General features: G+C 46.3%; 17 protein-coding genes. 12 read left to right on the top strand and 5 right to left on the bottom strand.

All coding sequences use genetic code 11. From position 1 onward, the window contains the following. Window positions 1–94 precede the first annotated feature (94 nt). The 10 genes from A3EU_RS0106605 (at window position 95) to A3EU_RS0106560 (ending at window position 13,594) form a co-directional block, all read left to right on the top strand. Window positions 95–1,336 (top strand): pyridoxal phosphate-dependent decarboxylase family protein, encoded by a 1,242-nt coding sequence (locus A3EU_RS0106605; protein WP_020535346.1) that lies wholly within the window; start codon window positions 95–97, stop codon window positions 1,334–1,336. Continuing rightward, window positions 1,333–2,589: a glycosyltransferase gene (locus A3EU_RS0106600; RefSeq protein ID WP_044085524.1), complete on the top strand. Its 1,257-nt coding sequence runs from the start codon at window positions 1,333–1,335 to the stop codon at window positions 2,587–2,589. Before A3EU_RS0106605 ends, A3EU_RS0106600 begins: the two co-directional genes overlap by 4 nt. Before the next feature lies 1 nt (window position 2,590). Next, the gene (locus tag A3EU_RS0106595) at window positions 2,591–3,286 is read left to right on the top strand and encodes a carbon-nitrogen hydrolase family protein (protein ID WP_020535344.1); all 696 of its coding nucleotides are present in this window, start codon (window positions 2,591–2,593) and stop codon (window positions 3,284–3,286) included. A 409-nt stretch (window positions 3,287–3,695) separates the two neighbouring features. Continuing rightward, entirely contained in the window at window positions 3,696–5,252 is a 1,557-nt protein-coding gene (locus tag A3EU_RS0106590) for an ArnT family glycosyltransferase (protein ID WP_020535343.1), read from the top strand. A gap of 54 nt (window positions 5,253–5,306) precedes the next feature. Beyond that, window positions 5,307–5,717 carry a hypothetical protein gene (locus tag A3EU_RS0106585; protein WP_020535342.1) on the top strand — a complete coding sequence of 137 codons (411 nt, stop codon included), beginning with the start codon at window positions 5,307–5,309 and terminating at the stop codon, window positions 5,715–5,717. A gap of 503 nt (window positions 5,718–6,220) precedes the next feature. Continuing rightward, a complete protein-coding gene (locus tag A3EU_RS0106580; RefSeq protein ID WP_020535341.1) occupies window positions 6,221–6,784 on the top strand; it encodes a hypothetical protein in 564 nt (187 codons plus the stop codon). 64 nt (window positions 6,785–6,848) lie between these two features. Then, the gene (locus A3EU_RS0106575; RefSeq protein WP_020535340.1) at window positions 6,849–9,155 is read left to right on the top strand and encodes a TonB-dependent receptor; all 2,307 of its coding nucleotides are present in this window, start codon (window positions 6,849–6,851) and stop codon (window positions 9,153–9,155) included. A 381-nt stretch (window positions 9,156–9,536) separates the two neighbouring features. Continuing rightward, window positions 9,537–10,328, top strand: coding sequence for a class I SAM-dependent methyltransferase (locus A3EU_RS0106570; protein WP_020535339.1), 792 nt, complete (start codon window positions 9,537–9,539; stop codon window positions 10,326–10,328). 345 nt (window positions 10,329–10,673) lie between these two features. After that, the gene (locus A3EU_RS0106565; protein ID WP_020535338.1) at window positions 10,674–12,143 is read left to right on the top strand and encodes a T9SS type A sorting domain-containing protein; all 1,470 of its coding nucleotides are present in this window, start codon (window positions 10,674–10,676) and stop codon (window positions 12,141–12,143) included. Window positions 12,144–12,646: 503 nt separating this feature from the next. Continuing rightward, window positions 12,647–13,594: an alpha/beta hydrolase gene (locus A3EU_RS0106560; RefSeq protein WP_020535337.1), complete on the top strand. Its 948-nt coding sequence runs from the start codon at window positions 12,647–12,649 to the stop codon at window positions 13,592–13,594. 7 nt (window positions 13,595–13,601) lie between these two features. On the opposite strand, the gene A3EU_RS0106555 is transcribed toward A3EU_RS0106560, so the two are convergent. Together A3EU_RS0106555 and A3EU_RS0106550 are read right to left on the bottom strand one after the other, a co-directional pair. Continuing rightward, window positions 13,602–13,820, bottom strand: a complete 219-nt coding sequence (locus tag A3EU_RS0106555) for a hypothetical protein (RefSeq protein WP_020535336.1) — start codon at window positions 13,818–13,820, stop codon at window positions 13,602–13,604. A 179-nt stretch (window positions 13,821–13,999) separates the two neighbouring features. Next, window positions 14,000–15,340 carry a cytochrome-c peroxidase gene (locus A3EU_RS0106550; protein ID WP_026211256.1) on the bottom strand — a complete coding sequence of 447 codons (1,341 nt, stop codon included), beginning with the start codon at window positions 15,338–15,340 and terminating at the stop codon, window positions 14,000–14,002. Between the two features lie 325 nt (window positions 15,341–15,665). Here A3EU_RS0106550 and metH point away from each other — a divergent pair, with 325 nt between their 5' ends. After that, window positions 15,666–19,343: a methionine synthase gene (gene metH, locus A3EU_RS0106545; protein ID WP_020535334.1), complete on the top strand. Its 3,678-nt coding sequence runs from the start codon at window positions 15,666–15,668 to the stop codon at window positions 19,341–19,343. A 51-nt stretch (window positions 19,344–19,394) separates the two neighbouring features. Here metH and A3EU_RS0106540 read toward each other — a convergent pair whose 3' ends face one another. From A3EU_RS0106540 to A3EU_RS0106530, 3 genes are all read right to left on the bottom strand, one after another. Continuing rightward, the gene (locus A3EU_RS0106540) at window positions 19,395–22,073 is read right to left on the bottom strand and encodes a hypothetical protein (protein WP_156825680.1); all 2,679 of its coding nucleotides are present in this window, start codon (window positions 22,071–22,073) and stop codon (window positions 19,395–19,397) included. Window positions 22,074–22,191: 118 nt separating this feature from the next. Then, complete coding sequence (locus A3EU_RS0106535) at window positions 22,192–22,908, bottom strand: VanW family protein (RefSeq protein WP_020535332.1); 717 nt, start codon at window positions 22,906–22,908, stop codon at window positions 22,192–22,194. After that, window positions 22,905–23,588 carry a class I SAM-dependent DNA methyltransferase gene (locus tag A3EU_RS0106530; protein ID WP_020535331.1) on the bottom strand — a complete coding sequence of 228 codons (684 nt, stop codon included), beginning with the start codon at window positions 23,586–23,588 and terminating at the stop codon, window positions 22,905–22,907. Before A3EU_RS0106530 ends, A3EU_RS0106535 begins: the two co-directional genes overlap by 4 nt. Window positions 23,589–23,661: 73 nt before the next feature. Here A3EU_RS0106530 and A3EU_RS32570 point away from each other — a divergent pair, with 73 nt between their 5' ends. Continuing rightward, window positions 23,662–24,507, top strand: a complete 846-nt coding sequence (locus A3EU_RS32570) for an energy transducer TonB (protein ID WP_020535330.1) — start codon at window positions 23,662–23,664, stop codon at window positions 24,505–24,507. Window position 24,508: the final 1 nt, after the last annotated feature.

The following is a 24,508-nucleotide window of genomic DNA, read 5'->3' as shown; positions in this document are numbered from 1 at the left end:
CCTCGAAGAAGCAGCGAAGCTAATCGCACTTTATTTTCTGCGCAATACTAATCGTTAAATTTACGCATTGCTATAGAAAATTCAATAAAGAAAGATGCCGAAAATTTGGACGATAAAATCTCAGGAAGAAATAAAGAAAACGGTGTTCGATGCGCTGGAGAAGAACATCAATTATGATAAAGAAGGAGCCCTTGGCGTGCCCGCTTCTTATCTGGATGATAAAGTATTCAACCAAGATGCTTCTTTCCTGAAAGAAGCGCCATTTATGTATGCGCTGGTCAAGAATCCCAATCATATCGGTTGTCATACGTTGGGGAAATCAGAGCCCTTTTTTGAAGGCACACATGCGATTGAAAAGGAATTGATTGAAATCTGTGCCGTCGATATCTTAAAAGGGAATTATGGAGAACAAGATGGCTACGTAGCATCCGGAGGGACAGAAGCCAACATCCAGGCCATCTGGGTTTATAGAAACTATTATAAGCGGAAATTTTCAGCAAAACAGGAGGAGATAGCGATTGTATGTAGCGAGGATAGCCATTACTCGATGGATAAAGCTGCCAATTTATTGTCATTAGGCATTTATAAAATAGCAGTTGAGGAGGAGACAAGGGCAATTAGTGCTGCAGCCGTAGAGGAGACCTTACAGAAAGCAAAAAGCGAGGGTAAAAAGTATTTCATTGTCATCTGTAATATGATGACAACCATGTTTGGTTCTGTGGATAATGTAGAAGTGCTGACATCTTCCTTAGAGAAGTTATCATGTGAATTTAAGCTTCATGTGGATGGTGCTTATGGAGGGTTTTATTACCCCTTTACCAACGAAGACAGCTTACTGACGTTCCAAAATCCAGCGATAACGTCCTTTACGCTTGATGCGCATAAAATGGCCCAGTCGCCTTATGGTACCGGGATATTCCTGATCAGAAAAGGGTTTATCGAAAACGTAAATACGCAAGAAGCCAGCTATGTAGAGGGAGAAGATTTTACCTTGATAGGAAGTAGATCAGGAGCCAATGCGATTGCCGTTTGGATGATTTTATCAAAAAATGGCCCATACGGTTGGCACGAAAAGATATTCATCCTGCAAAAAAGAGCAGATTGGCTATGTAAGCAATTGGAAGAACTGAAGGTTGCGTATTATCGAAACCCTATGTCTAACATAATAACCATAAGGGCTCATTTTCTGAATCACGATATAGCTCAAAAGTTTGGACTAATTCCTGACAATCATTTAAACCCTGGTTGGTTTAAGGTGGTAATAATGGATCATGTATCCATAGAAAAATTGGCCTTGTTTATTGATGGATTGAAGGAATTAGTATCCAGCAAATGAAAATAATAGTAACATCAATCGGAACCCGTGGAGACATGGAGCCTTTGCTGGCTGTTGGAGAGATTTTAAGAGAAAAGGGGCATCAGGTTTTTTGCCTTTTCCCTGAACAATTCCGAGGGCTGGCAGAAGATTCCGGTTTCGAATTTGGATCGCTGGGGTCTAGATTTATTGAGATGTTAGAAAGTGAAGTTGGCCGTACGGCGATGGGCAGCGGTGGCTCAATCTTGAAAAAATTGGTGGCTTTTGTGAAGCTGGCCCTCCAACAAAAAGACATCAATCGGGAGATGGTTCGTAAGCAATACGAATACGTAGAGCAAGTAGTTCCGGACTATATTGTTCACAATGGGAAAGTGATTTACCCGGTTATCTGGAGTTTGAAACACCCGGGAAAGACAACCTTGATAAGCCCAGTGCCCTACCTGCACTATGTGAAAAACCATGCTCACGTAGCATTTAATAAAGATTTTGGACCTTTTTTCAACAAGTTGACTTATAGGCTGGCTAATTACGGCTTGGTAAAGACGATCATGAATTCTTTGCAATGGTTAGATAGCACCAAGAGAATTAGCCAAAAGCAGATACAGCATTCTCTTTTTACGAATAATGCCATCTATACAATTTCGCCAACGCTTTTCGAAAGACCTGATTATTGGCCATCCAATATCAAAGTGCTGGGCTACCACGAAAGGGATAAAACCGTGAATTGGCAACCCGACGAAGCCTTGAATGATTTCTTGGCCAAGCATCCCAAAACCTTGCTCGTTACTTTCGGGAGTATGCTCAACCCAGCACCGGCAGAAAAAACGCAACTGATCCTGGAAATCCTTGAGCGGAACGGTATTCCTGCGATTATAAATACAGCTGCTGGGGGCTTGGTGAAACCCGATAACTATTCCTGTGAACACATTCACTTTGTTTCCGGAATTCCTTACGATTGGGTTTTACCCAAAATTTATGGCGTCGTTCATCATGGTGGTTCAGGTACAACACACATGGCGCTGAAGTATGGCTGTGCAAGCTTGATTATACCTCATATCATCGATCAGTTTGTGTGGAATAAAATCATCGCTCAAAAAGGCGCTGGCCCCGAAGGAATCGCAATTGGGGCGATAACCGTCAAAAAACTGGAACCAAAAATATTGGAGTTGGTAAATATTCAGGCTTTTAAAAACAAAGCAGAGGAAATAGGAGCAGAAATGTGCCAGGAAGATTTCAGGGAAGAAGTGTGCCAAGCCATTGTGCAGGCCGAATAACATGAAAATAGCACTAGCTCAAATACAATCGGTACCAGGCAATGTGGAGGCAAACCTGCGTAAACACTTGGGATTCATTAAACGGGCTGCCAACGAGGCGTCGTCAATGATCATCTTTCCGGAATTGTCGCTTACCGGGTATGAGCCCACACTGGCCAGGGAACTGGCCTTTGGCGAAGATGACCCCAGGTTGAATATTTTTCAGCAGCTCAGTGACCATTACCGAATGGTGATTGGCGTGGGTGTGCCTACCCAGCAGGAAGCTGGTGTTTGTATCAGCCTGCTACTGTTTCAGCCAATGGCAGCGCGGCAGGTGTATTCCAAAAAGTACTTGCACCAAGATGAAGAAGCGTATTTTGTGAGCGGGCAGAATTTTGCGAGCCTATTGGTAAATGGTAGAAAGGTAGCCTTCGCAATTTGTTATGAACTTTCCATCCTTGAGCATACTGACGAAGCAATGGCGCAAGGGGCCGAAATATACCTGGCCAGCGTGGCCAAATCAGCGAGCGGAGTAGCCAATGTACACCAGCGATTAGCTACCATCGCCCGCGAAAACGCCATCCCCGTTTTGATGGTCAATAATGTCGGCCCTGCAGATGATTTCGTAGGAGCGGGCAATTCCGCCACCTGGAACAAGCAAGGAGAATTAACAGCGCAGCTAGGCCTGGAAGAAGACCTGCTTTTCGCACGTTTCTGATTTCCCACGTTTCTGTTGTGCGAAACCATCAAACCATCAAACAAACAACCATCAAACAAACAACCATCAAACAAACAACCATCAAACAAACAACCATCAACCATCTAACCGATCTTTAGCCCCATCCCCGGCCCTTCCCATTGTCAAAAATGGCTTCGTTTCGGGATGTGTTTGAAAGGGGAAGGGAGGCTTGATGCACGAGGTTGTTTAGGCATGTTTTGCGACGGCTGAAATTCGTAAATTCCGCCTATAGGAAACGCTAGATTCAGATACGCTTGAAGCTACTAGCGAAACCATCAAACCATCTAACAAACAACCATCTAACCAACAAACCATCAAACCATCAACCATCAAACCGATCTCCATAGGGGTGCGACGCCATCTTTGCTATCTTTAAAATAAAAACACCATGACCGACGCCCAGCGTACCACTCCCCGGCTTTTTTGGCAAGGCTTGCTGGCCCTGGCTATTCTGAAGTTATTGCTGCATTACTATTCGCACGATTTTTATGGTTTACACCGTGATGAGTACCTCTATTTGGCAGAAGGTGACCATCTGGCGTGGGGTTACCTGGAGGTACCACCAATGATTGCAGTGCTGGGTAAGGTGGCTCGCGGACTACTGGGAGATACTATTTTTGCTGTTCGTTTTTTGCCGGCTATGGTGGGGGCAGTATCGATTTTTATAGTCGGAATAATGGCGCGTGACTTTGGAGGGCGCAAGCAAGCCCAGCTTGTTGCCGGCGCCGCATTTTTGTTGTCGCCTGCTTACTTGGGGAGCAATAACCTTTTTCAGCCGGTGAGTTTCAACCAATTTTGCTGGTTGCTGTCGGCTTTTCTGGTGGTCAAAATTATTAAATCCCAGGGATCGGGCCATTGGTATGCTTTAGGGCTTGTAGCTGGATTGGGCTTTCTGACGAAGTATTCTATCGTTTTCTTTTTACTGGCACTGGCCGCCGCTTTTGTCATTAGCAAGGAAAGAAAACAACTGTTCAGTCCACATCCTTATTTAGCGGTAGGTTTAGCCTTATTAATCGCTGGTCCAAATCTGTATTGGCAATACAGCTATGACTGGCCGGTGATTCGGCACATGGAAGAATTGGCCCGAACCCAATTGGTGTACATGACGACCGCTGATTTTCTACTGCCTCAGCTGCTGTTTCATTGGAGCGGAGTGATTGTTTGGGGCGTAGGCTTGTGGGCTCTTTTTCGGGTAAAGCGGTTAGCACCTTACCGCCTTTTGGGGTGGGCTTTCCTATTTACACTAACCATTTTGTTACTGCTAAGCGGTAAAGCCTATTACACGATTGGAGCTTATGGTATGCTATTGGCAGCCGGTGGTGTAATGTGGGAACGCTGGTTGGGCCGCTACACCTGGACCTTGCTACCCGTAATACTGTTGCTAAATGCACCGATTATTCCTTACGGGTTACCCGTGATGTCGGTAGAAAAAATGCAAGCCTATTGCACCTACTTTAGAGATAATTATGGACTCACAACCCCTTTGCGATGGGAGGATGGCGTAATTCGCACCCTGCCTCAAGACTTTGCCGATATGCACGGCTGGGACGAATTGCCTGCTAAAGTGGCTGCTTATTATCACCAGCTTACCCCCGAACAACAAAGCAAGACCATGCTTTATGCGGATAATTATGGGCAGGCCGGTGTGCTGAATTTTCATCGCGAGGAATATGATTTGCCAGAATGCCTCAGCTTTAGTTCCAGTTTCACGATGTGGATACCACAAAACGTAGACTTCGACCACCAATTGCAGGTCTATGATGAATGGCACCCAACGTCAAATTTCTTTGCAGAGATGATTTTTGTCGATAGTATCGAACATCCACTGGCGAGAGACCCTGGCTATATATTTTTTAAAACAGAAGCAACGATGGATGTACGGGCAGCCTGGAAAGAGATTGTAAAGGAAGAGAAGATGGCAGATGGGGTTTGGCACGAAGAGTAGCACTTTTTCTGCACCAGGCAACAAAAGTTCAACAGGTATGTTATATTTGCAATTATGTTGCAAAAACAAAATAGAGCTGGTGTTTCCTTTCTACGCTTAGTAGCTGTAGGGTGCTGCCTGTTGCCTTTTTTGTTGGGGCAGTTTCAGCAGTTGGTTTATCATCCTCTGGTACATAGTCATCAGCAGGAAGAGCAACATACCGCCGCTGACGAAGCAGATGCCTGTCATCGCAGCATTTTTCATGAAGGTGTAACCGATGGATGTGATCACCCGACACACTTGAGTCATGCTGAGCAGGAATGCCAGTGGTCTCACTCCTTATTGGTTTCCCTTTCTTTTTCTTTAAAACAATTGCTTCTCGATGCGCCCCAGCAACCTTCTTTCAGAGGGTTTTACTACCGGGGGCTAAATGAGCGACCTGCTATTCAGATGGCGCCAGCCCGAGGCCCACCTATTGCAGCCTGATTTCTTTTCTACCCATTAAAGTGGTAAAAGCAAGTTGAAGTAGCTCCTACTTACATGGTATGTAGAGGAAGCGTACTCGTTGGTGTTCCTTCTTTTCTTTAGGCAGGACTAAGGAACAGCACGAAAATAAAAAGCGATTTTTTTTCACAATAGTTGAATAAACGGTTCATTTAAAGTGTTTTAACTATTTGAAAAACCTAAGAGAAATCGCATTTTGTTTTCTGCGCAATACTGACGCTCCTTCATCTTGCTATAATTATCTGTCTAAAGTCAAAATTATATTGAAGCTGTCTAAAGTTTCGCTTCGCGGCTACGATGTGGTTGCTGCGGTAAGCTAGGCAGCTTGATTGTGTGAGTCTCTATCTGTTAGGTCGGCCTAGCGCTGTGCAGTAGCTGCCCCGTTTGAGGGGCAGGCCCGTAGGGCTGAGTGAAGAACGAACTACGAAACATAGCGCCCGACCCTAGGGAGGGAGGCCCCAAATGAACTTTTAAATAACAATAATATGTCTCTGCATAAATTTTCAGTATTAGCTTTTTTGACCGTTGCGACGGTATTTTTTTCATGTGAAGATGATGATGTGTTTGTCCCTGTTGTGGAAGAATTGATTACAACTTTGACAGTTGAGCTGACGCCCCAAGGCGGTGGTGATGTGGTAAGTTTGGTGTTTTCTGATCCGGATGGTGATGGTGCAATAGCGCCAACGATTACGGGAGGTACACTGGCTGCCAATACGACCTATGATGCTGCAATCACGCTGCTAAACGAGAGTGAGACCCCAGCGGAAGACATAACAGAAGAGATTGAAGAAGAACAGGAAGAGCACCAGTTTTTCTTTTCAATAACAGGAGGACTGGACCTTGTGGTGAGCTATGCTGACCAGGATGCTGACGGTAACCCTCTTGGCCTGGCTACTACCTATGCCTGTGGTGCAAGTAGCAGTGGTGATTTGACCGTGATTCTTCGCCACGAGCCTAGTAAGGATGCTGTAGGTGTGAAAGACGGCGACATTACCAATGCTGGTGGTGAGACGGATATCGAAGTGGTTTTTCCTATTACAATACAGTAATTTTCGGTCAAGGAGTTGGTGCCTAAAATGGCATCAACTCCTTCTGATCTCAAATAGATTTGGATTGAAAAAAATTATCTTACTCCTGTTGCTGGGCTTTTTCTATGGGCAATCTGGACAAGCGCAAGATTGTTCGCTGACCCTGTCTGGGATGGTTTTTGATAACTCTCCAGACTATCCTTTGGCTTTTGCGAATATCTACATAGAAGAGATAGGGGAGGGGGGTTCTACAAATGATGATGGTCGTTTTGAGTTGAAAGGCCTTTGTGCTGGAGACTACCACCTTAGTATCAGCCACCTGGGTTGCCATCCGGAGCGTGTTTTTCTGGAGTTGCGAGGAGACACGATACTTAATATAGCCTTGGAGCACCAGGCTGCGCTCTTGGAGAGTGTAGAAGTGGTAGGGCAACAACAGCGCAACGCCGGCCAGAGCCAAGAGACGCTGGGAAAGCAAGCATTGGAGCAAGGTGCTGGGCAAAACCTGGCGAATCTTATTGAGAATATTGCTGGCCTGAGTGTGATCCGCAATGGCAGCGGGGTCGCGAAGCCCGTTATACACGGCCTTACCGGCAACCGGATAGCGATATTGAATAACGGCATCATTCAGGCTGGGCAGCAATGGGGCGTAGATCATGCTCCGGAAATTGACCCCTTTACGGCCGATAAGATAAGGGTTGTCAAAGGTGTAGAAAGCCTGGCTTATGGTGGCAACACGCTGGGCGGAGCAGTACTCGTAGAGCCGGGGAATATTCCGCAAGATCCTCACTTACATGGTGCGGCCCAGTATGTATTTGGAAGTAATGGGCGGCAGCATACCGTATCTACTCGCCTGGAGAAAAAAGGCAGCTGGGCCGACTGGCGGGTGATAGGGACTTTTAAGCAAGGAGGAGATCACCATACACCAGATTATTTTTTGCGCAATACGGGGGTGCGTGAGCGTAATGTAGCCTTGCAGCTACAAAAAACGATTCAAGAAGACTGGTTTCATACCCTTTACTACAGTTATTTCAATACGGAGTTGGGGATTTTGAGAGGAGCACACATTGCCAATACAACGGATTTAGACGCGGCTATTGGCAGACAGGAGCCATTCTTTACCCAGCCCGATTTTTCGTATGAGTTAGAAGAACCCCGCCAACGGGTGCAGCATCATCTGCTGAAATACAAGAGCAAGTACTACTTAGAGGCTAACCGTTCGCTGGAGTTTACCTACGCCGGGCAGTTAAACCGGCGGGAAGAATTTGATGTACGTCGTGGAGACCGATCTGACCAAGCAGCGCTAGACCTGGCTTTGCAGTCGCACTTTTTTGACTTGAATTGGCAGGATGAATCAGGGCATGCTACTAAGAAATTAGGCATGCAATACCGTTTTAATGAGAATGATAACCAGCCGGGGACGGGCGTTCTACCGCTTATTCCTGATTATAATAGTCATTTGCCAGCTTTGTATTTTATATGGCAATTGCACCACGATCGGCAGTCGTTTCAACTGGGGGGACGTTATGATTTTGTTGCGATGGAGGTAGCAACGATCACCCAGGATTTGCCGCGGCGAGTGGAGCGTTTCAGCCATCGTTTTCATAATTATTCGGCGTCAGCAGGCTGGCAATATAGAATTAGCAAAACCTGGTTGAGTAAGTTTAATATAGGCGCAGTACGCCGTTCACCAGAGGTGAATGAGCTGTATAGTCAGGGCTTGCACCAGGGCGTAGCCAGTATAGAGGAAGGCAATGCAGCATTGGAGCCTGAGTTATCTGTAAAAGGCATTTGGACCAATAGCCTGCAGTTGGCAGATGACCTTTGGCTGGAAGCGACAGCCTATTATCAGCTGGTGAGTGATTTTATTTTTCTGGAACCTCAGGAAGAAACGCGCCTAACCATCCGTGGAGCTTTCCCTGTGTTTGGCTACCAACAGACGAATGCGCGCCTTGCAGGCGTTGATGTGAGCGCACGCTATGAATGGGCCACTCATTGGCATTGGCAAGCCCAATACGCGATGGTGAGAGGCTATGATCGTAGCCGGGAACAGCCTCTGGTATATATGCCTAGCGATCGGATACAATCGGAGGTCAGCTGGCAAGGAGATGATGTCAAGAAATTTACGGAGCCAAAAGTCACCCTTGGTGGGCGCTACGTGTTTGAACAAACCCGATTATTGTCTACACAGGATTTTCTGGCACCGCCACCCGCTTATTTTCTATTGGATGCAAGTGTAGGGGGCGCACTGAGCTGGTCGGGTAATACCTTGCACCTGAGTATACAGGTGAGGAATATGCTCAATGAGCGGTATCGGGATTACCTGAACCGATTACGGTATTATGCCGATGAAGAAGGGCGTAATGTGCGGGTAAACGTAAGGGTGGAATTTTGAAAAAATAAGGGGGTTCTGATGCCTTTTCGAGCGTTTTTTGGAGAGCGGCTATATTTCCCCCAACCAGGGTTGGGGGTCCCACCCTGCCTGAGTCGCCGTATCGCCCTTTTCACCATTCGGTGAGTACAGGCATACCTCCTCCACATGCTCCCGAAGAGAGAGCATCCAGCATAAAAAAAACAAACCGCTGAAATTCCTGCTGACCATGCAGGGGTAGTGACCTCTGATTGTGAGAAGTAATCGGTCAGAATAACTTCTCTGGTGTAAAAATAATAAAAAGTTTTGTGTTTTTTAAAATAAAACAAATAAAGATTCCTGTCAAGAGGAANTCTTCCTTTATTTTTACGGTATATCGAGCAAAGCGAATTAAAATATAAACCCATGTCTGACTACCTAGCTATCAACCGCAATTTTTGGAACCACCGCGCAGAGCAGCATTTCGATTCCGAATTTTACGACAACCCCAGTTTTCTCGCTGGACGAAATTCGTTAAATGCCATCGAACTCGACATTCTTGGTACCGACCTTAGCAACCAGCAAGCACTTCATCTTATGTGCCACTTTGGCCAAGATACCCTTTCGCTCGCTCGTATGGGAGCCATCGTTACCGGTATAGACCTGTCGGATGTTGCTATCGAAAAAGCCAATCTACTAAAGGAACAGACCGGCTTGCCTGCTACTTTTATCCGTAGCAATGTATTGGCTATCGACGAACATTTACAGCAATCCTACGATTTGATCTTCTCTTCCTACGGAACCATCGGCTGGCTCCCCGAGCTTTCTCGCTGGGGCCAGTTGATCGCCAAATTCCTGAAACCCGGAGCACGTTTTGTATTCGCCGAGTTTCACCCGGTGGTTTGGATGTTCGATGATGAATTCACCCATTTTCAATATCCTTACTTCAACCGCGCTGCCTACATCGAGGATAGCCAGGGTTCTTATGCGGCTCCCGAAGATGAAAAAGTACATGCTTCAGCTTATTGGAATCATAGCCTGGCAGATGTTATTCAGGCACTCATCAATGCTGGACTAACGATTACTCATTTCTCAGAGCACGATTACTCTCCTTACGATTGTTTCGCCAAAACGGTTAAAACAGAAAACGGATTTCAAATAAAAGATTTTGAAGGGAAGCTCCCTATGGTGTTCGCGATAGAGGCTGTAAAGGGCTAGTGCTAGGATCATCCTTGCCAATTTTCGCAACAAGCACGATCTACTTAACGTATAACTATGCGACGCCGGATAAATAAGTGTCGGGTTTAATAGGTCAGCGATTTTGACTTTAATCGAGGCGAAGGTTCCCGACCTTAGCCATAGCTAAGGGAGGCGGTTCTTCAACGAAGAGTAAAGCCAAAATCACTCCTTGGAAATCTGACAGTTATTTATCCGGCGTCGCTATACTTCGCCAAGACAAAATTCACCAATTTCGGCTTGGTGAAGTATATATCCGGCACGCAGCGGTTGAGCATATCCTAAATCATTGCATAACGGGTATAATTATTCCCCAAATCCTGCCCTATGCGTTTATTGATGATCATTTTTGTAAGTTTCTTCTTCATCAATTGTGCTTGCGCCCAATATGCCTACCAGCTATTTCGTCCAGGAGTACAGTATCTATACGGACACGATCTTCCTGTCACGGACTACACTTCGCCCCTTCTTGGCATTCGCTTGGGCGGAGCGGCCTGCCAGGTAATGTACGAATCACTACAGCCAGATATTCCCAGCGGAGACTCCTCCTGCCTCACTAAAGTACCTGCCTTTATCGGTAGTGAAATATGCCAGTCGGTAGGGCAAACATCCCTAAACCTTGGCTCAGACGAAGAGCCCTCGTGGCTACAACTTTTCCCTGGGTCCTTATTGGGGTCTTCTTGGCTAGCTACCGTTGATGGCAACGACTCCATTTACGCAAAAGTAGATAACCTGGAGTGGGCCAGCGTATTGGGCTTAATGGATTCTGTCAAAACCATTGGGCTCTATACCAAAGAAGAAAACGGGCAACTCGTGCCACTCTATGAAGAGCCTCCTTTGCAGATCAGCCGCAATTACGGCTTGGTTCAAGGTGTATTTCTCCACTGGTTGGGCACTTCCACCGGGCGTATTGATCTGGTTGGTATGAGTACCCCCCAGGTAGGTCTCCAAAACCCTGACCGGCAAAGTATTTTTCAATTGCAAGCGGATGATGAACTACACCTCCTCACCGTCAATACCACCCTTTCTGAGGACGCTTTTTATCATGAGTATCGCGAAAAAATAAACACCCTCACAGGTGCTGGCTGGCTCAGCGGCAATACCATTCGTTATTTTGCGTTTTCCAGCGATCAGAAAGTCTACCAGTCGGGGCCTGCTGCCAACACAGATACGGTCTTTCTTTACGCTGAGCCAGATACGCTTTTTTTGCCTTGGGAGCAGCTGAGTTATCTCGATAAACAGCCCGGCGAGCTCATCGCCGATGCCAACCTTCCTGACCTGTGGCAAGTACTGACCTTAGGGAGTCGCTATTTTTGTGAGCAACCCGCCAAACGCTTGGGAGCGCCCTTTATTTTAGGGAATGAAGCCTGCGCCATCCCCTTGTTTGATGCCCTACCCGGCGATGATTTTTTCGCATTCTACAGTGGGCCTTACTACCAGAATACGACCATTGGAGGCTTTCGTTTTCGTATCCTCAACTATGCCCGCTTTGCTGAACAATCACCTTGCGGCAACCCCTTCGATTTTGTGGTTGGTACCACCAGCGCACCCTCGGTTCTTCCACTCCATATTTGGCCCAATCCTGTACAAAATGAACTCAACCTACAAAGTCCTTATGCCAATAAAGGCCAACTGGAAATAGAAATCTGGAGCGCCCATGGTCAGTTAATCCAGTCCTTTACAGCGTTCTCAAAAAACACCCAGATTCCCGTCCAACACTTACCCGCAGGAGCCTACTATCTCCGATACACTTTGCCCAACAAGCAACCTGAAATCATCAAGTTTATCAAGCAATAAAAGGCTTCACTTTACCTGTTTTTGGCAGCAGAGGATATGTCACATGCTTTAAGGGACGCTAATCCCTATACCCTCTACGACGTACTTAGTACTTTTTTGGGCGCATCCCTAACGGGTCGCTCCCTTCCGGGGTTCGCTTTGCTCCGCCCCGCCCTTTTATGGGGCGCGGCTCCTCACTGCGTTCGCACCCTCCAGGCAGCTTGCGCAAGCCATCCCCAACAGGCGCTTAATGTCGCAGCTTCTTCGCCGATCCCTTAGGGTAGGATGGGCCACAGATCGAACGGGTTAAACGGATCGGATCGACACTGTTTAAAAAAATAAGCCTGTGAAAACTCTGAGGAGGAACGACAACTCCGAGGAACGCAGTGACGATCACCGCAGGTCATCACCACAAGGTAATCCTGTTTAATCCGTTTAATCTGTGTTCCATTATGTAATTTTTGATACGTTTGCTCTAAATGAGTCACGTAATAGCCGTGAAGCGAAAAATAAACTAGCCCTCCATGAAAAAACTTATTCTAGGCCTCCTGCTTTTTGTCATCATCGCATATCTAGGCTTGGCCTATTATTTATCAAGCCTCGTTGTTTACCCACCTCGCCGAACGAATGCAGAAGTACGCAACCTGATGCAGGCTCGCGCGGGGATTGATATTGATACCTTCCGACAAAAACTCCCGCTCGGAGAAGAAATTACCGTCAAGGTGGCCAATGACTTACAGCTGACTGGTACTTATTTTACCCAGGATACGTCCCGCTGTGCTTTCATTATCTCTCATGGTTATGGTAGCACCCGACTCAGTATGGCTAAATACGCATCCTTCCTTTATAATTGTGGCTGTGACATCTTACTTTATGATCATCGTGCCCACGGAGCCAGTGGTGGCACCTATGCAACAGGCGGCGCCAAAGAGGCCGAAGACCTTCTCGTACTTACGGCTTGGTTGAAAGAAAAAAGTGGCTTGCCTGCGACACAAATTGCCTGGATGGGCGAATCCTGGGGAGGGTCAACAGTACTTCAGGCTGGTGCAGACAAAGAAGACGTGGCCTTCATCATCGCCGAGTCTAGTTTCCAAGATTGGGAATCCGCCGTCTTTGAGCGGGCGGAACGCATATACGGCAGCTGGGTCACCTGGATGAAGCTCACCGTTTGGACGATCGTCAGTTGGCGTACAGGCACGGATGCCTCCGCAGCCAGCCCACTGTTAAAAGCAAAAGCCATTTCAGAACCAGTACTCCTGCTTCATTCACAGGCGGATACGGAAACGGCATCTACTCAGTCGGTCAAGGTTGCAGCTGCTTTGCCTTCCGGGAGATATCGCTTTTATCACCTTGATTGGGGTGCTTCTCATGGCAACAACGTTTTCGTTAGACCCATTGAATACCAAAAAATAATCTTCGATTTTATCCACGACTTCGCTCCAGAGTGGGAGACATACATGCAGTGCAGGTAATATTGATCTATTGAGAGATACGTAGCACTTCTCTGAGCTTATTCCCAAGGATAACAGCAAATAAGAAGCTTCCGATCACGGCAAGGAAAACGGGCAGATGGTTTGACCATTTGATATGGTCTCCTACGCTGTAGTTCATTAACCCGAACCCAAGAATCCATGTAAAAAGAAGCCCAATAACCGAGAAAAGGATAATCAATAGGCGCAAAAGTAGAATCCTTAGCATAAGCTTTAATTTTTCTTACAAGAGAATGTCTTACTGCTAAGTATACCCGTGAGAACTAAAAAAACGCTGATTCTATAATCTGTCTTGAAGAACAATAAAACCCCGCACCAAAAGTCGCACTCCGCACTCCGCACCCCGCACGAAAGGTAAGGAGCCATACTCCGCACCAAAACCGCACCCTAGTTACACCCTAGATCCTGCTGTGATAATTCATCATTATTAGGGAAGCAATTGCCAGAAAGCACCTCCTCTGGAGCATACCGACTCAGGTTAGGATCATACAAACCATGGGTGATAAAATGGGTAAGATCTTCCACTTCTTTCTCTGAAAGGTTAAGTGGGTGGAAGAAAGGAGAAATATAAGAAGGATCCACACGTGGATTTTCAGGTACCCCATTATTGAAGTATTCTACGACAGAGCGCAGGGAAGTATGGCTACTTCCATGAAAATAAAAACCAGCTTTTTTAAGATTGTAGAGCTGAGGCACTTTGAAGGCGTACATGTCTTCATCTCTAAGCGTAAACCCTCCGCGGCCGAGGTTACGTTCGTCATCTTCTCCGGTTGCGAGACCGCCTACATCACAAAGATCATTGACACCTATTGCTTGAAAAATATTTCCGTTCAGAACAGGGCCATTATGACAGCGATAACAACCAGCATCACTGAAAAACAATAGTGCTCCCCGCTTCATTTGTTCATCCATTGCGTCTTCATCGCCACGAAGCCACTCCTGATAAGGCGCTTCGTAAGGCATGAGCGTACGAATATAAGCAGAAAGAGCAAAGCTCAATGCTTCTCTTCCATAACGAGCATTTTCAGGCCAGTCATAAAAAGCCGCATCAAACATCTCACGATAGCCTAGTTCATCCAGAATATAATCATCTACCCGCATCCGGTGAGTATGAGTACCTTCGATGTTTTGTGCTTCCAGTCCGTCAAGACCAGTATGGTTAACCTCTGTTGTAGGGTCAGTTACTCCCCAGAGGTGTTCTGTTCCTTCGTTATTGAATCGTGCACCAAATCGGCCGGCCCACATAGAGTTTTGTACGTAAGCAACACCCACCATACTCAGTGGGCGGGCTCCTTGGGCATCAATTTGATCTTCGGTATAGTCGTCACGCATTCCTCGTCCTTCTCCGTTGATGCCAAAACCTTCAGCACCATCGGCAATGCCTTGGCTAGCGCCAGGCGTAAATCCGGCTTCAGGAACATGGCAAGTGGAACAAGAATACGTCTGCATCCCTGATTCATTAACGGCATCAATTCCCAGAGCAGTCTCAAAAAAGAGCATTTTACCCAATATCACTTTTTCATGGGTAAGTGTATTACCAATGCCAGCGGGAATATTTTCTAAATCTTCGTGATGAGGAACTTTGTAATAATCGAGACTTTGGTCAGGAGAAAGTCTACGCATCGTACGCTGTAGCGTTACGTCCAACGGGTCGGCAGTCTTTTCATTAGCACATGCAGCTAGCAAAAAGATAGAAAGGCCTAGTAAGGGTAAGCTTCTTTTTAACATGGGATTGTTCGTTCGCAAAAAAAACAAAATGTGGGAGCGCCCAGCGAAAGGGTATAATAGTGGGCGCTCCATAACCTCTCAAAGCTCAAGTAGGGTCGTTGCTCTTAAAATTTCTCTTTTGACCTACTATTTAAAGCTAAGTCTATATACGACTTAGACCTAATCTAGTTGCATACAAAGGTAATTTTTTTTAATGTTTCCAGAAGGTGACTTTTATCAACCCATTCTGCCTTACCTTTGTTTGACAACTTTACCAGAGTTTAACTCCTGATAAAGTTGGACCTGAAATTCGCCATAAAGTTACTAATTATTACTGTTTCCTGCTATGAAAGATATTACTGATTCACTAAAAGAACGAATTTTAGTCCTTGACGGTGCGATGGGAACCATGATTCAACGTTATAAGTTGGATGAAAATGGCTACCGAGGCACTCGTTTTGCAGATTGGGGGCAGGATATGAAGGGTAATAATGACATCCTCTGCCTAAGCCAACCGGCCATTGTGGAAGAAATTCATCGGGCTTACCTGGAGGCTGGAGCCGATATTCTGGAAACCAATACCTTCAATTCCACGAGTATCTCACAAGCAGATTATGGTACCGAAGCCTACGTATATGAGCTAAATAAAGCCGCCGCTACATTGGCTAAGAATGCCACAACTGATTATACGACCCAAAACCCGGCTAAACCCCGTTTTGTAGCAGGGGCTATAGGGCCACTGAATAAGACCTTGTCTCTTTCTCCCGATGTAAATGATCCCGGCTATCGTGCTGTTACTTTTGATGAAGTTGTCGCTTCTTACAGCGAGCAAATCAATGGTTTACTAGATGGTGGTGCAGACTTGCTGTTGGTAGAAACTATTTTTGATACCCTCAATGCCAAAGCAGCACTCTTTGCACTGGAGACCATCTTTGCAGAACGGAACCAGCGCTGGCCCATCATTATCTCAGGCACCATTACCGATGCCAGTGGTCGGACACTTTCGGGCCAAACAGTAGAAGCCTTTTGGATATCGGTCATGCACGCTCAGCCACTTTGTATTGGTCTCAACTGTGCCCTTGGTGCTGAAGAAATGCGGCCTCATTTACAGGCTCTTTCAAAGGTAGCATCCTGTTTTGTCCACGCTTATCCGAATGCTGGTTTACCCAATGAATTTGGAGAGTACGATCAGGACCCTGAAGTGATGAAGGCATATATTCGCGATTTTGCCGCTAGTGGATTCGTCAACCTTATTGGCGGATGTTGCGGCACTACCCCCGAGCATATCGCTGCCATGGCTACCGGAGTAGCCGATCTGCCCACCCGAAAACCTGCGGCTCCTTCTGAATACACTATGCTGAGCGGACTAGAGCCCCTCATCATTCGTCCTAATACCAACTTTGTTAATGTAGGAGAACGAACCAACGTCACCGGGTCTAAGAAATTTGCTCGTCTGATCAAGGAAGGAGACCTCACTGCTGCCTTGGATGTAGCTCGTCATCAGGTGGAAGGAGGTGCGCAGGTTATTGATATCAATATGGACGAAGGCCTGCTGGATAGTAAAGCCGCAATGGTGAAGTTCCTCCACCTGGTAATGGCTGAACCCGATATCGCCAAGCTCCCTATTATGATCGACTCCTCCAAGTGGGACGTCATCGAAGCTGGCCTTAAAACAGTTCAAGGAAAGTGTATCGTCAATTCTATCAGTATGAAAGAGGGCGAAACTGAATTTATTAGGCAAGCCAACCTAGTGAGACGATATGGTGCAGCAGCCGTGGTAATGGCCTTTGATGAAGATGGACAGGCCGATACCATCGAGCGGAAAGTGAACATCTGCGAACGTGCCTACCGAATCCTGGTAGATAAGGTAGGTTTCTTACCCCAGGATATCATTTTCGATCCCAATATTTTTGCGGTTGCCACGGGCATCGAAGAACACAATGAGTACGCCATCAATTTTATCGAAGCTACCCGCCAAATCAAGGAACGTTGCCCAGGAGCTAAGGTCAGTGGAGGAGTAAGTAATGTTTCGTTTTCCTATCGGGGAAACAATGTTGTACGCGAAGCCATGCACGCCGCTTTCCTCTATCATGCTATCCGAGCAGGAATGGACATGGGGATCGTCAATGCAGGCATGATTGAAGTATACGAAGAGATTCCTGCGGAACTGCTTACCAGGGTAGAAGATGTCCTCTTTAATCGCAGAGAGGATGCTACCGAACGGTTAACCGATTTCGCAGAAAGTGTAAAAGGAGATGGTGGCCGACAGGTCGTGCGAGATCTAGCTTGGCGAGAAGGTACCGTGCAGGAACGCTTGAGTCACGCCTTGGTAAGAGGAATTACAGAGTACATTATTGAAGATACAGAAGAAGCTCGCCTAGCCTATGATAGGCCATTACATGTTATTGAAGGCCCCTTGATGGATGGTATGAATATTGTCGGTGACCTTTTTGGTGCCGGTAAAATGTTCTTGCCACAGGTCGTGAAAAGTGCCCGCGTAATGAAAAAATCGGTGGCACACCTCACACCCTTTATTGAAGCTGAAAAGACCGAAGGTGCAAAAAGCTCGAAGGGGAAAATTTTGTTGGCAACAGTGAAAGGCGATGTGCATGATATCGGTAAGAACATCGTCGGTGTTGTGCTGGCTTGTAATAATTACGATATTGTTGACCTCGGAGTAATGGTCCCTGCGAACCTCATTTTGAAAGCTGCCCGCGAACACAGTGTGGATGTAATTGGCCTCAGTGGTTTGATTACGCCAAGCTTGGATGAAATGGTTTTCCTCGCGCAGGAAATGGAACGTTTGGAATTCAAAATGCCTTTGCTTATTGGCGGTGCAACAACGTCTAAAACACATACGGCAGTGAAGGTCGAGCCTGAGTACAGTGGCCCCGTTATTCATGTGCTAGATGCTTCAAGAGCAGTAGCTGTAGTCAGTTCACTGTTGGGCGAGGATGAAAACTTACGCAGTAACTTTGTACTGGATACCCAGGCATCCTATCAGCAGATTAGAGATCAGCGAGCCGGGCGAACCAGCCACAAAAAATACTTGCCTATCACAGAAGCTCGTGCCAATAAACTTCAGTTGGATTGGGAGGCTTACACGCCAATAGCTCCTAAGGAAACAGGAGTACAAGTGTTTGCCAATATTGACCTGGAAGAACTCAGTAATTATATTGATTGGACACCTTTCTTCGCTTCCTGGCAGTTGGCGGGCAAGTTCCCTGCTATTCTCGAAGATGAGATTGTAGGTGCAGAAGCAAAACGCCTTTACAATGATGCTCGCTCCATGCTGCGGCAAATTATTGACGAGAAGTGGCTTCAGGCCAAAGCGGTTGTCGGCCTCTTTCCTGCCAATGTGATCAATGATGACGATATTGAGGTTTACGATCCTGCCAATGCAGATCAAGTAATAACAACTTTACATCACCTGCGGCAACAAGCCAAAAAAGCAGTAGGGCGCCCCAATCTCTGTTTAACTGATTATTTGGCACCAAAGTCTAGTGGCAAATCAGATTATTTAGGGGCCTTTGCCGTCACTGCTGGTATCGGTATTGAAGCCCATATTGCTCGTTTCGAAGCGGATCACGATGACTACAATGCTATTCTCCTTAAAGCCTTGGCGGATCGTTTAGCAGAAGCTGCTGCGGAAATGATGCACGCTCGTGTTCGTCGTAAGTTATGGGGCTACGCTCAGGAAGAAGAAGAACTCGATAACGATGCACTTATTGGCGAAAAATATCAAGGCATTCGCCCAGCACCTGGTTATCCTGCCTGTCCAGAACACACCGAAAAAGGGCTTCTTTGGGAACTACTTTCTGTAGAGGAACATATTGGTATTCGCCTTACGGAAAGTTATGCTATGTATCCGGCGGCCAGCGTGAGTGGATGGTATTTTGCACACCCCGAAGCACGTTATTTTCCTGTCAAAGGAGTACAAGCTGATCAGGTAGAAGACTATGCACAGCGTAAAGGGATGAGCCTGCAAGAAGCCAAACGCTGGCTGGCGCCAGTGAGGGAGTAAGCTTAGTCGGTAACTTTCGGCTTTTGTCGAAAGTTACCAACCGACTTATCCTCAAGCCATCCGTCTCCACTGCTTCCGAAATGAACGATAAAGCGGCTTGTATGCTTTACGATCTTTCTTGGCTACAAAGCTATAGAAGGTCTCCTTCCAGTTTGCACTGGCCACATAATGACGGACGGCCAGCGCACTTCCTAGTCGCAATTGAAGGCCTTCCGTTTGACGCTGTTCAATACCACGATCAATCATTAAGTTTAGCAGTTCCAAAGAACGGTCATGCTCGCGCTGATCGAGGTAGAAATGTGCACCCGCTAGTGGCATCCGGTAATTATCGTGATCGTTAATGTAAGCGTAAAGGTTCAATGCCGGATGTGGTGCCAAGCGAGCTTGTACATTTGCATCAGCGTAATTGTCTTTAGCAGTAACATAATACTCAATAGCCCTGCTAAATTGCTGTTGATGTTCGGCAGTTTCTGCTGCCTGAATGGCCTCTTGGTAAGCGGCACATACTGTAACGATCTGTTGATTCATTTGTAGACTGGCATCATTCAAAGCGCAATCTGGATAGGCTTTATGTAAAGCGTCTATACGAGAGAGCGTCGCCCGCGCAGCGAGGTAATCACTTGCTTGCAACTCGTCTGCCAATTGATCCTCTTCACGAGGAAGGAGTAAATCACGGGCATTGGTACACTGCTGCTCATTGAGTTGGCCAATGATGCCCACAAGTTGTGCTTCCCGTATGATGTTAAAACGGTTGGCTAAGGATTGTACCTGTTCTTTGGCTTGTGCTAATTGCTCGTTGTCATCAGCGGATTGGCGGAGCACCGATTGATAGATCCGCTCTGCTTCCAACAGTGCTGTCGTTTTTATTTGTTGAGCAAGTCCGATTTTTGGTAAAAGCGTTGCTACTTGTTGTTCAAGAGCTTGCGCTCGTTGGTATTGCTCCAATGCACTCGTGTAGTTGCCTTCCTGTTGTGCACGCTCGCCACCACGTACAAAACGATCATAACGATATTGTTGTATCCTGGTGATAAGGCGCTGACTTTCTCTTTCCTGACTGTTGCCTAACTGATAAGTCCGTACAAATTGAAGGCTAGCTTCTGCTTCTGTGAGCGCTTGATCAAAACGCTGCTGTTGTATCATGGCTTCCGCAGAAGCGACCATCTTTTGGTGTTTTCCCAGAAGAACTTGCTGCTTTTCCTGAGCCAGTTGCTGTGGTTGATCTACCATCCCTGGATAGGCTTGTAGTAGCTTTTCGGCGGAAGCGACAGCGGACAACGCCTGATCCCATTCCCCTTGATAGCGGTAACTCCGGATTTCAGCCAGCTGTTCTTGGTGCAAATCGTTGACGATTCCGCGTGCGAGGCTTTCTGTATCAACTGTACTGTTGACGCGAAAGCGTTCCTGGAATTCCAAAGCTTCACTGAGCTGCTCTAATGCCCGTTGGTACTGCCCCGCTTTTTGGGTGTAAACCACTTGGTCCACTTGGTCGTGAAAATCAAGGTAGTAGGCTTCTTGCATCCTGCTACGCGCCTCGGCTTGCCCAAAGTGGAAACCCTTTATGCTTTCACTAAAAGCGAGTGCCTGCTGGTAAGCTGCTACTCCTTCCGGATAGCGCCTTAGGGCTACTGCGTCTTGTCCGGCATCTAAATAAAAACGAACAATACCACTGGCCAAATGGCTAGCGTCTTCTCTAGTGTTAGGATCAGGATTGTAACGATTGAGTACGAGGCGAATTCGCTGAGCAGCATCTTCTACTTTGCCTTGCTCAAAATCTAACACTGCGAGGAAATAATGGCTGGGAGCATAGCAATCATTGCTACGCAAAGACGCATGAAAAGCTTCTCGTGCATGGTGTAGCTGACCATTTTGATAGGCAGTAACTCCTTGTTCGAAATAGAGGATGTGTAAATTGACGGTCAGCTCATTCAGCCAGCTTTTCCAGGCGTATACTTCCTCTTGGCAAGTCAGTTGCTTAGCCTTGATTTGGTCAGGGTCGTGTGCGTCAGGCGTGTCTAAGGCAAGGATATTCCAGAATGGATTGGCACAAATTTTTCTTAATTGTTCTTCGTAGTTCTGCAATTGTTGGCGGTAACTGTCTAGCTGCTGTGGCTGAGGTTCAAGCTGCCGAAAAGCGGTCAGGGAATGATGAAGTGCAGTCAATTTATCGTTAGCAATGAAGTATTGGTCAATCGCACGCATCCTTTGCTGAACGGCCTGCACATGACGGCTACTATACTTAAAGGTAAGGTCACTAATACGGAGGGTGTAAAATACACCACCTTCTATTTCTGAAAAGTCAAAAGTATAGCCTGGTAGCGTTTGTCCAAAGACCTGTTCTATACATTTGGTGGCAACAACCTCTTCATCGGCAAGTAGTTCCAGGTTATAGGTGGCACCACTTGGGGCCAGTAAATCTTCAAAGGTAAAACCAAAAGGACGAGGTGCTCGGTCGGCTTCTACGGCCTCCCATTGGATACAATTCTTTAGCGTATTGGTGCCCTCCAAAATGCGGAGCTGGTAACGATAGTAGACATCGAGCGCGGCCTGCTGTGGTTGACGTGGCTGTAGTAAACGGAAAATTTGCTGTAAGGCTGGTGCAGATGGCCCGTTAAGTTGAGAATAGCGATAAACGACTGTTTTTGAAGGGGTGTCATCAAACAATAATACTTCCTGGGCTGGAAGAAATAGCGGCATGCAAAACAAAGAGAGAAATAGCAGGTACGTTTTCATAAGCGCTTGTACTAGGGTTAGCGATCATACAAATATTGATGATCAATGACCTTTATACAAGCATTTTAGTAGGTTTAGGATATGTTTAAATGGGGGTTAAGGAAATTAACAGGGAAGGTTACAGGTAATAGGAGGTAGCGATGACCTTATTTTGGTTGCCTTCCTTTCTCACGGTGTTTACGACTGTTTTTTCTCCTTCTTGTTTTCGTACAAAATCAAGAGGGTAGTCTGTTAACCTTGAGGTTGCCACCAGTTTTGCGGTCAATTTTTCATCGGAAACCGTCAACTGGAAAGTTAAGGGAGTTGTAAGGTTGTTTTTGAGTCGCAAATCTTTATAACCATAAACAACGGTCGCATCAGCACCCAAAGGGCAAAACCGTTCAGGTTCGGCGTAAATGTCTACGGAATGATGGTGGCGTTCGATGATTTGTATGCCAGCTCTTAGTGCCAATAGGTAAAGGATACCTGAAAGCTGACAAAGGCCGCCGCCTGCTTCGGGGACTAATTTTCCTTGGACTAGATTTCTACTTGCAAGAAACCCTCTTTCTAATGTTGGGGCCCCTACGCTTCGCCAAAAAGAAAATACCTGGCCAGGCTGGATCAGGATAGGGCTAATCGCAGCACTTCCAAGGCGGAGGTTATGCAGCTTATTCGCTAAATGCTTCCCTGGGCGAATGGATTGTTGTTGTTCAAGAGCATAAGAATAGCTGGGATGTTGGTCGGTCGCTGTTGCAAACAACCCTTCTCGTTCTGCTTGCTGATCTAGGACTTGCCGTTTTAGTAATTGCGCAGCTAATCGCCAATTGCGGGGTATCTGATCTTTGAGCCATCTCATACTTTTTGAATTTTGATCACGAGGTAGGATGCATATTCTTTCCATGGAGACCGGCAAAGGAGGCTGTCTAACCAGCGGACAGGCTGGCGTAACCAATTTGGAAAACGGTGGATGGGAAGGAAAAGCACACCTTGAGAATCAACGACCTGCCAACGACCTCCGAGGATACGTTTTAGGTCATTAATGGATAATGATTGTGCTGCATGCCAATTTTGTGCTTGATAACTAGTGAGTTGCCTACGTTTGGCAGAAGGGATGTCAAAAACAAAGACTCCTTTTGTATCTAGAATACGATCTACTTCTGTAAATACTTTCGGAATATCCCTCTCGGCGAGATGCATTAACAGGTGAAAAGAAAATACGCTGGAGAACTTTTTCGTAAAATGAGGGATAGCCAGCGCGCTGCCCTGCTGAAGTACTTTGGTAGGATGTTTTTTGCGAGCTTCATCAATCATGGCTTGACTATAATCCAGGCCGTGTGTGCCAAAATGTAATAATCGACCAGTACCACAACCCAGGTCAAGTCGGAGCTCGTTACCCTGTGGTTTACCAATGAATTGCTGGAGTATTTCCTCTTCCTGTTGATGAATAAATTGACCGTAAGTATTGCCAAAACGATCCTGGTCATACACTGGTGCGAGCGCCTCGTAGTAGTCGCCAACTTCTTTTAGGTGTTGCATTTTTATCTATAGGTTTCCCTAATTTCTTTATTTTGAGCCGACTTTAATATTCTTTCTGAAAAAAAAATAAAAAATGCGCTTTTTAACGACGCTCTTTATTCTGGTATTGGCTTTTTCTCTTAATGCCCAAACAGCCTACTGGGCGACCACTTACAAGGAATACATTAAGCGGGGAAGCACCGTTTTGGTAGCAAAGGAAGGATATACCTTTGAACGAACAGCTTACGATTTATACATCGAAAAGTTTTATGATAATTCCGAGCACCCACTCCGAGAAATGATTACCTATGCCGATCGCCGCAAGAAGGTATTAGAAGGAACTTGGAAGACTTTTTACGCGAATGGACAAGTTGAAATCACTGGCCGCTATACCGAAGGGCAGGAGGCTGGCCGTTGGTATTACTATCGCGAAAATGGAGAACTTTGGAAAACCTGTATTTTTACAGATGGTGTAGAGGAATGTGAATTGGAACAAGTAGAGGTGATTTCAGAAGTGCCTCCGGCCAATGTTCGAGGTTATACTCAAAAAGCGGAGAGTGCTGATGTATCAAATGCCTCCGAAGATGAAAAGCCTATTTTTAAGGTCGCTGAAGAAATGCCCCGGTTTCCTGGCTGCGAAGCAGAGCAGAGTTTAAATGAACGTAAACAATGCGCCCAAACAGCCTTGTTGAGAAATATTTACAGCCGTATAAGGTTGCCTCAGGGATACACTGGTCCGGAAGGGGTCATTGTTGTTACTTTTGTCGTTGAAACTGATGGCGTAATTACCAACGCTAGAGTTGTAAGGCCTTTGGAAGAAAGAATAGATTTGGTTGCACTGGAGTTAGTGAAAACCATGCCTAACTTTATTCCCGGTAAGCAAAAAGGCGAAGCTGTTCGGGTACAATTTAATTTGCCCATAAGAATCAAACTGGAGTAAT

The organism is Lewinella cohaerens DSM 23179, assembly GCF_000379805.1.
Lineage (GTDB): Bacteria > Bacteroidota > Bacteroidia > Chitinophagales > Saprospiraceae > Lewinella > Lewinella cohaerens.
The sequence above is the reverse complement of the archived record's forward strand: the minus strand, read 5'-3'. Positions and strand labels throughout refer to the sequence as shown.

What these genes read in the sequence shown, in the direction of transcription:
- A3EU_RS0106560 (WP_020535337.1), top strand. Translation starts at nt 12,647, where the DNA reads ATGAAAAAACTTATTCTAGGCCTCCTGCTTTTTGTCATCATCGCATAT.
- A3EU_RS0106530 (WP_020535331.1), bottom strand. Translation starts at nt 23,588, where the DNA reads ATGCAACACCTAAAAGAAGTTGGCGACTACTACGAGGCGCTCGCACCA.
- A3EU_RS0106580 (WP_020535341.1), top strand. Translation starts at nt 6,221, where the DNA reads ATGTCTCTGCATAAATTTTCAGTATTAGCTTTTTTGACCGTTGCGACG.
- A3EU_RS0106540 (WP_156825680.1), bottom strand. Translation starts at nt 22,073, where the DNA reads ATGAAAACGTACCTGCTATTTCTCTCTTTGTTTTGCATGCCGCTATTT.
- A3EU_RS0106590 (WP_020535343.1), top strand. Translation starts at nt 3,696, where the DNA reads ATGACCGACGCCCAGCGTACCACTCCCCGGCTTTTTTGGCAAGGCTTG.
- A3EU_RS0106585 (WP_020535342.1), top strand. Translation starts at nt 5,307, where the DNA reads ATGTTGCAAAAACAAAATAGAGCTGGTGTTTCCTTTCTACGCTTAGTA.
- A3EU_RS0106550 (WP_026211256.1), bottom strand. Translation starts at nt 15,340, where the DNA reads ATGTTAAAAAGAAGCTTACCCTTACTAGGCCTTTCTATCTTTTTGCTA.
- A3EU_RS0106595 (WP_020535344.1), top strand. Translation starts at nt 2,591, where the DNA reads ATGAAAATAGCACTAGCTCAAATACAATCGGTACCAGGCAATGTGGAG.
- A3EU_RS0106570 (WP_020535339.1), top strand. Translation starts at nt 9,537, where the DNA reads ATGTCTGACTACCTAGCTATCAACCGCAATTTTTGGAACCACCGCGCA.
- A3EU_RS0106605 (WP_020535346.1), top strand. Translation starts at nt 95, where the DNA reads ATGCCGAAAATTTGGACGATAAAATCTCAGGAAGAAATAAAGAAAACG.
- A3EU_RS0106565 (WP_020535338.1), top strand. Translation starts at nt 10,674, where the DNA reads ATGCGTTTATTGATGATCATTTTTGTAAGTTTCTTCTTCATCAATTGT.
- A3EU_RS0106555 (WP_020535336.1), bottom strand. Translation starts at nt 13,820, where the DNA reads ATGCTAAGGATTCTACTTTTGCGCCTATTGATTATCCTTTTCTCGGTT.
- A3EU_RS0106600 (WP_044085524.1), top strand. Translation starts at nt 1,333, where the DNA reads ATGAAAATAATAGTAACATCAATCGGAACCCGTGGAGACATGGAGCCT.
- A3EU_RS32570 (WP_020535330.1), top strand. Translation starts at nt 23,662, where the DNA reads ATGCGCTTTTTAACGACGCTCTTTATTCTGGTATTGGCTTTTTCTCTT.
- metH (WP_020535334.1), top strand. Translation starts at nt 15,666, where the DNA reads ATGAAAGATATTACTGATTCACTAAAAGAACGAATTTTAGTCCTTGAC.
- A3EU_RS0106535 (WP_020535332.1), bottom strand. Translation starts at nt 22,908, where the DNA reads ATGAGATGGCTCAAAGATCAGATACCCCGCAATTGGCGATTAGCTGCG.